Annotated in this window: 14 protein-coding genes; all 14 read right to left on the reverse strand. The window is 68.4% G+C overall.

Annotated features, from left to right (window positions below; genetic code table 11):
• Positions 1 to 12: 12 nt before the first annotated feature.
• Positions 13 to 873: an acetylglutamate kinase gene (argB, locus tag HOP12_13875; protein NOT35230.1), complete on the reverse strand. Its 861-nt coding sequence runs from the start codon at positions 871 to 873 to the stop codon at positions 13 to 15.
• On the reverse strand, positions 870 to 2,033 hold the full coding sequence (locus HOP12_13880; protein NOT35231.1) for an N-acetyl-gamma-glutamyl-phosphate reductase: 1,164 nt from the start codon (positions 2,031 to 2,033) through the stop codon (positions 870 to 872). The genes argB and HOP12_13880 overlap by 4 nt, the downstream gene beginning before the upstream one ends.
• Positions 2,030 to 2,503 (reverse strand): arginine repressor, encoded by a 474-nt coding sequence (locus tag HOP12_13885; protein ID NOT35232.1) that lies wholly within the window; start codon positions 2,501 to 2,503, stop codon positions 2,030 to 2,032. Before HOP12_13885 ends, HOP12_13880 begins: the two co-directional genes overlap by 4 nt.
• Before the next feature lie 96 nt (positions 2,504 to 2,599).
• A complete protein-coding gene (locus HOP12_13890) occupies positions 2,600 to 4,447 on the reverse strand; it encodes a transglycosylase domain-containing protein (GenBank protein NOT35233.1) in 1,848 nt (615 codons plus the stop codon).
• Positions 4,448 to 4,539: 92 nt separating this feature from the next.
• Positions 4,540 to 5,454 (reverse strand): NAD-dependent epimerase/dehydratase family protein, encoded by a 915-nt coding sequence (locus HOP12_13895; protein ID NOT35234.1) that lies wholly within the window; start codon positions 5,452 to 5,454, stop codon positions 4,540 to 4,542.
• A gap of 145 nt (positions 5,455 to 5,599) precedes the next feature.
• Complete coding sequence (gene queD / locus HOP12_13900) at positions 5,600 to 5,977, reverse strand: 6-carboxytetrahydropterin synthase QueD (GenBank protein NOT35235.1); 378 nt, start codon at positions 5,975 to 5,977, stop codon at positions 5,600 to 5,602.
• Positions 5,978 to 6,023: 46 nt separating this feature from the next.
• Positions 6,024 to 6,764, reverse strand: coding sequence for a 7-cyano-7-deazaguanine synthase QueC (gene queC / locus HOP12_13905; protein NOT35236.1), 741 nt, complete (start codon positions 6,762 to 6,764; stop codon positions 6,024 to 6,026).
• Positions 6,761 to 7,426, reverse strand: a complete 666-nt coding sequence (locus HOP12_13910; protein ID NOT35237.1) for a 7-carboxy-7-deazaguanine synthase QueE — start codon at positions 7,424 to 7,426, stop codon at positions 6,761 to 6,763. The genes queC and HOP12_13910 overlap by 4 nt, the downstream gene beginning before the upstream one ends.
• Before the next feature lie 20 nt (positions 7,427 to 7,446).
• Positions 7,447 to 8,205, reverse strand: coding sequence for a hypothetical protein (locus HOP12_13915; GenBank protein ID NOT35238.1), 759 nt, complete (start codon positions 8,203 to 8,205; stop codon positions 7,447 to 7,449).
• Between the two features lies 1 nt (position 8,206).
• Complete coding sequence (locus tag HOP12_13920; GenBank protein NOT35239.1) at positions 8,207 to 8,413, reverse strand: hypothetical protein; 207 nt, start codon at positions 8,411 to 8,413, stop codon at positions 8,207 to 8,209.
• A gap of 44 nt (positions 8,414 to 8,457) precedes the next feature.
• On the reverse strand, positions 8,458 to 8,889 hold the full coding sequence (locus HOP12_13925; GenBank protein ID NOT35240.1) for a hypothetical protein: 432 nt from the start codon (positions 8,887 to 8,889) through the stop codon (positions 8,458 to 8,460).
• Positions 8,890 to 8,976: 87 nt separating this feature from the next.
• A complete protein-coding gene (locus HOP12_13930; GenBank protein ID NOT35241.1) occupies positions 8,977 to 9,720 on the reverse strand; it encodes a hypothetical protein in 744 nt (247 codons plus the stop codon).
• A gap of 68 nt (positions 9,721 to 9,788) precedes the next feature.
• Positions 9,789 to 10,520, reverse strand: a complete 732-nt coding sequence (locus HOP12_13935) for a hypothetical protein (protein ID NOT35242.1) — start codon at positions 10,518 to 10,520, stop codon at positions 9,789 to 9,791.
• 311 nt (positions 10,521 to 10,831) lie between these two features.
• Positions 10,832 to 11,444, reverse strand: a 613-nt coding sequence (locus HOP12_13940) for a hypothetical protein (GenBank protein ID NOT35243.1), incomplete at its 5' end; no start/stop codon positions are given.

The following is an 11,444-nucleotide window of genomic DNA, read 5'->3' on the forward strand; positions in this document are numbered from 1 at the left end:
CGGAGACGGCGGTCATCGGGCGAGCCCAGCAGTGTGTGCGAGCGGCGGGACGGCGCACGCGATGCAGGTGCCCGGAGCCTGCGAGCCGAGCAGTGCCGCGAGCGTGCCGGCGTCTTCCCAGCGCGCGATGCGGGCCGAGCGCGCGCCGGTCGCGACCGCGTGAGCGGCGGCGAGCAGCTTGGGGCGCATGCCTCCCGAGACCTGGGGATGATCGGCGAGTGCCCGGGCCTGGTTCGCATCGAGGCTGCTTCGCAGCTCGCCCTCGATCGTGAGCCCGGCGATGTCCGAAAGCAGCACCAGATCAGCGCCGAGCGCCGCGGCGATCGCGGCCGCGGCGTCATCGGCGTTCACATTGAGCAGCTCACCATGCTGGGCGCCGAGGGTTGCGATCACCGGCAGCCGGTGGCCGCCGAGCAGTTCGGAGAGCCACGCGGTATGGACTCCGATCGGCGTTCCGACCGCCCCCAGTGTCGCCGAGTCGGCATGTCGCGCGACCGGCACCAGCCCGCCGTCGAGCAGCGAGAGCCCGACCGCGTCGGAACCGGCGTCTCTCAATGCAGCGACCAGGCGTTTGTTCGAGAGTCCGGCCAGCACCGCGGTGACGACCTCGAGCGTTTCGGCATCGGTCACGCGCAGGCCGCCCTCGAAACGCGGTACGAGGCCGAGGCGCTCGGACCATGCGCTGACCTGGGCACCGCCGCCGTGCACCAGCACCAGCGGATGGGTGCGCGCGAACGCCGCGACCTCGAGCACGAACGAGGCGAATGCCGCGGGCGCATCGAGCGAGCGACCGCCGAGCTTGAGCACCAGCGGCGCCGCGCTGTGTGCGGTGTTGCGCGCGAATCCCGGCGCCTCGAAGTGGTTCCGCGTCACCACGGCGTGCCGTGAACCGGTAAGGCCCAGTCTTCGGGCCACCCGAGCATCAGGTTGAGATTCTGCAGTGCCTGCCCGGCCGCGCCTTTGACCAGATTGTCGATCGCTGCGGTCACCAGCAGCGTGCGCCCGTCGTGCAGCGTGCTGACGGCGAGATCGCAGCGGTTGGAGCCGCGCACCAGCCGGGTCTCCGGCCACTGACCCGGGTCGAGCACCCGCACGAACGTCTCGTTCGCGAAGCGCCGGACGTAGAGTGCGTGAACGTCGTCCGGGGTGACGAGCGTCGCGAGCGGCGCGGTGGCCGAGAGCAGGATGCCACGCGCCATCGGGGCGAGCTGCGGTACGAAGCCGATCGGAATGCGTGGCAGCCGCGTGGCCGCGGTCGGGCGGCCCGGCGGTGCGCCACGCGCGCCGGCAGTCCGGCTGGCGGCAAGACCACTTTCATGCGCAGTGGTCGCGATGGTGTGCAGGTTGCGCTCCATTTCGGCCACATGCGGATGCGCGGTTCCCGCCCGGTAGATCGCGGCACCGCCCTCGAGCTCGACGAACGAAGTGCGAAGGTTCGGCGAACGGCCCGCGCCGCTCACGCCCGAGAGCGCCGTGATGCTGATCGGTCCCGCGAACAGCCGGCGCTCGGCGATCGGCAGCAGCGCGAGCGTCGCCGCGGTCGGATAGCAACCGGGGTTGGCGACCCGTGTGGCGGGTGCGATCGCGTCGCGCGCCATCTCCGGGAGTCCGTAACGGTAGCCGTGGGTTCCGTCGCGGTGATCGGAGGACAGGTCGAGCACCCGCAGAGGCAGCGATGCGAGGTCGGGTTCGGCATCGGCGAGCTGGCGCCAGGCGCCGTGCGGCAACGCAACGACCAGTGTGTCGAAGGCGCCCTCGCGAGCCAGTTCCGCGAGCGAGTCGGGTGCGCAGACCTGAGGCCAGTGGCCATTGCGCGGGTCGAGCCCCGGCAGCATTTCCGCCGCCGGGCGGCCGGCGTGCTCGCGCGAAGCGAGGGCGACCAGCGTGATGCCCTCGTGCGTCGCCGCGAGGCGCGCGAACTCCTGGCCGGCATAGCCGCTCGCTCCGAGCACCGCAACCCGCGCATGCGCGGGGGGGCGTGGCCTGAGCGGGGCGGCGACGGTTTCGTGGCTGATCGGAACGGTGGCGCTCACTTGCCGCTCCCGGAGTCCGAGGCGACCTTTTCGAGCTGCTTCTTGAGGCGGCGCGCGCCTGCGGAGTCCGCGGCGATCACGAGCACCGTGTCATCGCCTGCGACGGTGCCGATGACGTCGTCCCAGCCGTGCAGGTCGATCGCACGCCCGACCGCGTTCGCGTGCCCGGGTGGGGTGCGTACGACCAACAGGTTCTGCGCGACCCGCGAATCGTTGATGAAGTTGCGAAGATCGAGGCGCTGGCGATCGCGATCGAGTTGTTCGATCGCGGGACCCGGCAGCTCGTAGATCGGGCGACCCTCGGCATCCGGGCGGCGGATCGCGCGCAGGCTCTTCAAGTCTCGGGACAGCGTCGCCTGCGTCACCTCGATGCCGGCGCGCGTCAGCGCACGACCCAGCTCGTCCTGACTCGAGAAACGACGGTCGGACAGCAGCTGGGTGAGCAGCGTGATGCGGCGATTTCGGGACACGGCGCCTCCGGGACCGGGTGAATACTCATGCAGGACCGTGAATAGAAATACATTCAGAGGCGCACGTCAAGCCTCCTGTGCGTCCCGGGATTCGATTCAGCGCCCGAAGCCGAACGGCCCGGGCAGCACCCGAGCCGGGCGGACGGCGACCGAGCCTGAGTCCGCCGCGGGGCCGGTGAGCGTCACGCGCAGCGAGTCCGGGTGCGGGATTCGTGCGGGGTCGAGCCAGCCGAGCGTGCTCATCTTGCGGGCGATGAACGCCATCTGGCTGCGCGGGCCCTTGCGAAGCCGCCCCTCGGCATCGAACCGGTTGCGCCACTTGCTCGGCGAGGGAATCACCACTGCCAGGAACAGGGCCTCGTCGAGCGACAGGTCGCGCGAGGACTTGCCGAAGTAGTAGTGGGAAGCCTCTTCGGCGCCGTGAATGTCCGGCCCCCACTCGATGATGTTCAGGTAGATCTCGAGCAGCCGTTCCTTGGACACACCGCTCAGGTTCTCGAGCACCCAGGCGAACACCACCTCCTGGAACTTGCGGCCCAGCGTGCGGTCGTGTCCGGTGAAGAGATTGCGCGCGATCTGCATGGTGATGGTGCCGGCCCCGCGACGGAAGGAGCCGGCGCGCAGGTTCTCGGCGATCGACTCGCGCACCGCCCGTGGATTGAAGCCGCGATGGCGAAAGAAAGCGCCGTCTTCGTTGGTCACCACCGCGTGCACGAGATCCGGCGAGAGCTCGGTCAGAGGTACGAACGAACCCGCCCCCGGCACCAGCAGTCGCGTGGTGCTGCGATCGTGCGGCAGGCGAATGCGCGCGACGAACGGTTCATCGAGTCCCAGCACGTGAACGAACGTGCGCTCGGGGTCGAGTGCCAGACCATGGGGCACCACGTCGGCCTCGAATCGCACGCTCTCGGGTTGCGCCGCGTCGAGCGCGAACTCGAGCAGGTAGTCCCACGAGCCCACGGTCCCCAGGTCTTGAAGCGGTCCGAGCGCCGCGCGCGGCAGGCTGCGCTCGACCAGCGCCTGCGTGAGCCGTTCGGCGTGCAGCGACAGCCTGATGCGCGGCCCGCGCGGGTCGAGCCGCACTCCGAGTCGCAGCGGAATCTCGCCCACCCGCACGCGACTCGAATCCGCGAGAGTCAGCACGGCAGTGCGCGGGTCGTGGGTCAGCGTTCCGTCGACCGACACCAGCAGGCTGGCGTCGGATTCGCGTTCGTCCGGAAGCGCGATACGCCCGGTGCCGCGGTAGTGGCCGTCGCCCGTGTGCGTGAGGGTGAGTTCGAACGGTCGCTCGATCCGACCGAGCACACTGCCCGCAACCAGCAGACGATCACCCTTCGCTTCGCGCGTGCGCTCGAGCAGGCCGATGCGCACGCCCTCGATCAGTGCCTCGTCGCCGGAGGCGGGGCGGATTTCGACATTGGTGAACGAAAAGGCGGGCAGCCGGTCGAACGGTTGAGTCAGGGCGCGCGCCAGCGCTGCAGCGGAGTTTCGCAGGCGTCGCCCCCGAGCCGCGGCCTCCGGCGGCAAGGCGCGCCGATCGGGTCCGGGGCTGACGTCGAATTCCAGCTCGGCGTCATCGCCGCCCTCGGCGTGGCTGCGTTTCGGCAATCGCACTCGAGCATCGCTCGCGGTGACGTGGTCGAGCCGGGGTGCGAACTGAAGCAGCGAGCCGGGCGCGAGTGCGAGCCGGATCGAGCGCGCAGTCAGCGTGGTGTCGCGAGTGTCGCGGCGCAGCAGCGTCAGATTCGAGAGGCTCAAGCGCGGTGGCCAGCTCAGCTCGAGCCGCGACCAGCTCGCGTCGTACCCGGCCGCTGCGGCACGAGCGCGGATGCGAGCCGCCACCAGCGGCCGCAATACGAACGGCAACAGCGCGGCGGCGATCGCGACCAGCGTCACCAGCGCGAGCGCCAACCGGAGCCAGCGCGAGGCGAGAAGGGCTTTCATGGCGCCGCGACTCTAGCCGCGCCGCGGGGCGACGTCACGACGCGGTGCAGCGTCACGACGCGGGGCAGCGCCACAATGCATGAAGCGGTCGATCAGCCGACTGGAGCGCGTTCCCCTGAGAGCCACTCGTCCCACAGTGTCGTCGCACTGCGCACGAACGAGGCGTGGCGTGGCGCCCAGCCCAGCTCGCGTCGCGCCCGCGCGGAACTCACGAGCGAATCGGTGAGCAGCGCGGCGCCGAACGCTCCGAGCCGCTGGAGCACCTGGTCGGCGGGCTCTGCGACCGCCCGGGCTCCCGCGGCCGCGGCCGCGGCTTCGGCGAGATCCTTCACGGTGTGGCGCGAGTCGTCGGTCAGCAGATACCGGGTTCCGGGTTCGGCGTGCGCGAGTGCCAGTCGGTAGGCATCCGCGACATCGTCGAGGTGCACGGCGCTCCAGTGCTGAGCGCCGCCCGGGTAGTGCACGGTGCCGTGCTGGCGTGCTTCGCGGAACCAGCCGCCGAAGACTCCGCGCGAACCGCCGTAGACCATGCCGGGCCGCAGCACGATCGCCGCGGCTTCGAGCGTCGCCAGGTCGAGCACTACCTCTTCATGGGCCGGACGCCAGGCCACGAGCTCGAGGGGTTCCGGTCGTGCGGTCTCGTCGACCACGCGGCCGCCGGTATCACCGTGGACCCAGATGCCGCTGGTGTAGAGCACCCGGCGTACGCGGCCGTCTTCAACCGCGGCCCGAATCACATGGAGTGCCTGCTGGTCGCGTTTCGCGGCGTGAGGTCCATGCTCGGCGGCGGCATGCACGACGGCATCCGAGTTATTGAGCGCGCCTCGAAAGGTGGCGGGCTCGGACACGTCGCCGACCACGGCGTGGAAGCCCGCGGCCTCGAGCTGCGCCGCGCGTTCTTCGCTGCGGGTCAGTCCCCAGACTTCGTAGCCGGCAGCCTTGAGCCGCCGCGAAATGGCCGCGCCGAGATAGCCGGTGACTCCGGTCACGAACACTCGTTCACTCATGATTCGCAGATCCTTTCAGAATTGTCGATCGAATCGATGCGGCTGGGGAGGCAGAAAGAGGGCGGAAGCATCGAGGCGCTACGGTCGCAGCGTTGGATTCACTCGAGCTAAGCGCGGTGCATAGGGTCTGGATGCCATGCTTTCGTCAATCGCGGTCGAGCGCGCCGCGATAGGTGCAGCGCGCGGTGCAGGTCTCTCGCACCGTGATGACGGAGAGGTAGGGGAGCAACGGGTTCAGGCGCTGCCAAAGCCAGCCACACAGATTCTCGGAGGTCGGATTCTCGAGGCCCTCGACGTCGTTCAGGGTGCGGTGGTCGAGTTCGCGCTTGAGGAGCGGTTCGACGATGCGCGTGATCTCTCCGAAATCGACCAGCCAGCCGAGTGCCGGGTCGACTGGGCCGGCGAGCGTGACCTCGATCACGAACGAGTGTCCGTGCATGCGGAAGCACTTGTGATCGGGCGGTACCATCGGCAGGCGATGGGCAGCCTCGAAACGATACTCGCGGGTCAGTTCGACGTGCACGGTGCTCCTCGGAGTCGGTCGCTCGAATCAGCGGGCGGCAACGATCTCACGTTCGGGCCCGGGTCGTGTAGCGGGTCGGGTCCGCGATCGCGGCGTCTCGAAAGCCCTTCTGCCGCAGCACGCAGGCGTCGCAGCGGCCGCATGCAGCGCCGTCGGCGGCCGGGTCGTAGCACGAATGCGTTGCGGCGTAATCCACGCCGAGCGAGGTCCCGAGCCGGATGATCGCCGCCTTGTCGAGCGTCATGAGGGGCGTGTGCACGCGAAAGCGGGTGCCCTCGACCCCTGCGCGAGTCGCCACCCGCGCCAGCGCTTCGAACGCCTGCACGAACTCGGGGCGACAGTCGGGATAGCCGGAATAGTCGAGCGCGTTCATGCCGGCAACCAGGTCGGCGGCACGGAGGGTTTCCGCGAGACCGAGCGCCAATGACAGGAACATGCTGTTGCGTGCCGGCACGTAGGTGATCGGAATGTCGCGCTCGATCGCCGCGAGGTCGCGATCGCGCGGCACCTCGAGCTCGGCGGTCAGCGCCGAGCCGCCGATCGCTCGCAGGTCCACGCTCACTTCGCGATGCGATGCGGCACCGAGCACGCTCGCGAGGTGCCGTGCGGCGGCCAGCTCGACGCGGTGTCGCTGGCCGTAGTCGACGGCGAGCGTGTGGCACTCGAACCCTTCACGGCGCGCCCACGCGAGGCAGGTACTCGAATCGAGCCCGCCCGAGAGCAGCACGACGGCGAGGCGCGCGGTGCGGGTGGAGGCCGCCGGGGCCCGAGATGCGTCGGGCTTCATACGCCGCGCTTCGCTCCCCACAGCCACACGTGCAGCCGTGCACTCAGGCGAAAACCGTGGCGCTTGCAGATCTCGGCGAGCTCGACGGCGCGCTCGCGCAGTTCGGCGTCACGCATGCCTTGCGGCATCAGCATGACGCGGTGGGCCGGAAGGTGGTGCGCTTCGATCATGCGCAGGGCGTCCGCGATGTCGTCGCCGCCGCCGACCACGAGTTTGAAAGTAGCATTGGATTCCGCGAGCCATGCCGCGGAGTGACGCCAGGTGTCTTCCCAGCGCGCCGTGGCGGACGGAAGCTTGGAAGACACGTTCCAGCGCAGGCGTGCATGCGAGCGCGGTGGCGGAGCGATGCCGCTGGTCTCGACTTCGACGGTCGTCCAGCGCTCGAGTGCTCCGTTGAGCAACTCGGAAAGGCCCGCGTGCTCGAGCGGCTCCCCGCCCGTCACCACCAGCAGGTCGGCGGGCCCCAGCGCGAGGGCACGCTCGAACAGCGCCTCGATCGGCTGTGGTTCGCCTCCTTCGGGCGACCACGAGTAGCGCGTGTCGCACCACTGGCAGCCGACCGTGCAGCCCTGCAGTCGCAGGAAGTGCGCGGGAGTACCGGCGAGAGGCCCCTCGCCCTGAAGCGAGTGGAACAGCTCGCTGATCCTGAATTGCGTACTCATGCGCGGTGCCGGAGTCGCGATCAGGGCGCGGTGAACGCGGTCGGAGACACCCTGGAGACCGGATGCACCTCGACGGTGCGGATCTGATTCCTCTCGGAGCGTCGCACGCCTGCGAACATCAGTCCGCCTTGCAGCTGCCAGTCTTCCCAGGACCAGCTGCCCATCCGGGTGTCGCCCTGCAACAGGAAATCCCAGCGTTCAACTCGAGCGTTCGCGGCATTGACCCATACCCAGTAGCGATCACCCGGAGTGTCGCCGACTCTCTCGAATGACAGCGCGAGGCGATGGTAGCGAGTCTTCGCGACCGTGGTGTCACCCGCATTTGCGAGCCGACAACCGGGATCCAGCAGCTTGTAGGGCATCAGGAACCAGTAGCTGTCGTTCCGCCATAGCGCGCGCGAGCGCTGGCCGAGCTTCTCGAGCGAGTCGCCCTGGATCGCCACGCCGCCGATCCATGCGTGTTCGGCAGGGCCGTCGATCTGCGCGGTGAACACGTAGGGACGCCCGTCGCGGCCGACGCCCTCGACGCGCTGCCAGCCGCTGCGTTTGTCCCACAGATGACGTCGCTCGCTCTTGACCGAGTCGTTGGAGACGTACTGCCAGGTCCACTCGAGAGCGGGCAGCGAGTTCCACGCATCGGCTCCTCCGAGCGCTGCCATCACGCGGTTCGCAATCGCGATCGCGGAGGGATCGGAGGCCGCATGAACGGTTGTGCCGCCGAACGGCAGGGCCGCGCAAGCGAACGAAGCGACGATGGCGAGCCACGCGAAGCGTCTCATGTCAGTGACCGACCTTTCGCGCGAGCGTGAACTGCTTACTGCAGTTGAAACACTTCCATTCGTAACCCGGCTGTCCGTGGGGCCACGTCACCCAATCGTGACGACCGCAACCGGGACAGGAGATCTCGACTCGATCGGTGCCGGACGCCGTTCCGCCGCTGGCCGCGTGCGGTGCGTCGGAGCCCGAGGGCCGCGTGGGCTGGGACATGGAATGCCTCCGTGGGGTGGAAATCAGGAACGGCCGCGATCCTATCAGCCGGATTCGGGGAGCGGAACCGTGCCCGGCAGATCGCGTTTCGGAGGCGTATCGAACTGTCCGCCGAGGATCGCTGCGAGCTTTGCAGTGAACGCAGAGCGTGGCAGCACGCGCGTCGCTCCGACCGCGCGCGCGCGATCACCGAGTGCGACGTTCACGTGCGGGTGAAACGCGATGACCGGGATGCTCGCGCCATGCGTGGTGCGCCGCAGCGCTTCGATCGCGGCTGCGGGATCGCCCTGCGCGGTCAGGTCGACCACCACGCGTGTGACCGTGAGGTGCTCAGCCGTCGCGATCAGCCGTTCGGGGCTCACGCACGTCAGCGCGAGCCCGAGCGATCGGGCAGTTTCGCTCACACGGGTCGCGAACAGCAGATCGGTCAACACCGCGATCACGGTCGCGGGCGGGTTGGGTGCGATGGCGTTCATGGGGTGCGCGGCGAATCGGGCCGGATCTGAAACGCGAACGCCCGGCGATCGTGAACGACCGCCGGGCGCATTCGCGAGAGTAACGGATTAGCGATAGATGGCCTTGATCGCACCCCAGGTGGACTCGAGCACCGACGTCGGCGGGACGTCGAACTTGCCGTTCGAGACCGCCGAGAAGCCGGTCGGTAGCGCGCACAGCCCGGTGGCTCCGGCGCCGTTCGGGCACCACGTGCCCTGCAGCAGACCCGAACCCGTACCCGACAGAGCGCCGCCCGAAGCCGAGCCGCCCGTGATGACGAAGTTGCCGAGCATGCTCGAGATGTACTGGCCGCCGTTCAGCACGATCTGCGTGCGGAAGTTGCTCAGCGTTCCCGAGAGGATCACCGTTCCATCCGAGTACTTCGAAGGCACGTCCACGTTCGGCGGACTCGCCGGAAGCGTCGCGGCCGTCGGAGCGTCGGGCGTCGTGTCTTCATAAACGGCAAAGGTGCCGCCCGCGTACGTGGTCGTCCAGCGCGTCGAACTGCCGACTGCCTGCGGGCCGACCGTGCCGTTCGAGGACAGCGCGGTGAACACGAACGTGTATTCCTTGGTCGGATCGCTCGCGTCGAAACCGGAGAGCGGTCCGCACAGGCCCACGAGCTTGCCCACCACCGTTGCGTTGCTGCCCAGTGACGAAATGAACGTCAGCGGGTTGTATGCAGTTTCGTATGCGAAGCCCTCGTCCCAATCGAGCAGCTGACCGGGAACACACTGAGCGCCCGCAATCGAGGCGAAGCTGGCCACACCCAGTAGGCCCGCCAGCAGCGCCGCTCCGATCTTCCTCTTCATGCTTGTACCTCCCATGTTGCTGACACGGCGTGAGCCGTGGTCGGAGAAGTCGGTACGGACTAGCGGAACTAGCGGTACAGAGCCTTGATCGCGCCCCACGTGCGCTGACGCGCCGGGGTCGGATCGGGGATGTAGCACGAGCCCGAAAGCTGATCGTCATAGCCAGCCGGAACGGTGCCGTTCGGACGACCGGCCAGAGCGGCCAGCGTCCAGCCCGAGCGCTGCGCCGGCGGGACGTAACCGAGTGCGCTGCCTTCGTCGAGGCTCATCTGGCCGCTGAAGCCGCCCTGACTGGCCGCGAAGTCGTAGAACAACGCGAGGCTGTTGATGGAGCCGCCGAGCAGCAGCGTGCCGTCGACGAAGGTCGAAGGTGAAGTCGCGTTCGGCGGATTCACTCCGAACACCGCCGGGGTTCCGGGCGTGCAGAACGAACAGCCCGGCCTGCCGTCCTGGAAGTACCGACCGCGGCCGCCATTCTGGAACTGCACGTCGAGGAACTGGAAACCTGCGTCCCACGTGTGCGCCGAGACGGTGAGATCGTACGAGTGAACCGTGTATTCGAATTCCGAGTCGTCGACATACGGCGTCAGCAACGGGCCAAAGCTCGAAACGAACCCGACCACCTTGTAGCCTTCGCCGACATTCAGAAACGTCGTGCCATCCAAATCGGGTTCGACGGCGTCGTTGTCGGGATCCTCGTAATCGAAGCCGGTGAACCCGAGCAGGAACACATCTGCGCGGACCGGAGCTGCGAATGCGAGGAGCGCAGTCAAGAGAAGTAGAAGTACCCTACGCTTCATCGGTCACCTCCTCGTGGAGTCGAAACACAGGCACCTGCAAACCGGAGAGGAGCACGAGGGTCGATGCCGGCCGACTTGCTCCCTTCAAACCGCGCGCGGCCGTGCATGTCTCGCATCCACGATTGCCCGGCGCACAAAACCAGATGGTGCCCCGCATGGAAAAACGGGCTCACACGGGCTACGAGCTGGGGATCCACCCCGTAGCCGGTGCGACAGACTCGTGCGATCTGCACCACCGAGAACCAAAGGTAAGGGCGCGTCACGGCGGGGTCAAGCGCCAAAATCCTCCAGCATAATGGTTTGTGCACACTTTACTCGGCGATCGGTGAGCGATCGAGTGCCTCACTCGATCCCCGGGCGGCAAGCCAGGTCCAGCCCAGAACGAGCGCCCCACCTACCGCAATCCAGAGCCAGGCGACCGTTCCAGCCCCATTGCTGGCCGGCACCAGAATCAGGAGCCCGAGCATCGCGGCCTGAATCACGAACGCGATCAGGCTCAGGACGCGGCCCGCAAGTCGCAACATCGCACGGGGATTGGTCCACTCGGGGTCTCCGAACGCGGCTCCGATCCAGATCCCGCTCGCCGCACCTCCGGCGAGCGCGAGGAGGCCGGTCGCCAGTGCGACGGCCGCCGACTCCGGGGGGAGACGCAAGCCGAAGACGGTGAGGGCCCAGATGAGCACCACGAGCGGCGTTCCGACGATCAGGCTCGTCAGCCATTTGGCGGTCACCCAGGCCCCGGACGGCTGTGGCCCGAGCCGCGCCCAGGCGAGTCCGCGGCGTTCGAGCGGGACCAGGCGGGCGCCGAGTTCTCCACCCAGCCCGGTCCCGATCGCCAGCAGCACGCCCGCTCCCAGCGCACCGCGCTGCCAGACTTCGCCGTCGAGTCCGGGCATGAGCGGCAGAATGCCGAACAGGCCGACG

The sequence above is a fragment of the Candidatus Eisenbacteria bacterium genome (genome assembly GCA_013140805.1).
In the GTDB taxonomy this organism is placed as follows: Bacteria; Eisenbacteria; RBG-16-71-46; order RBG-16-71-46; family RBG-16-71-46; genus JABFRW01.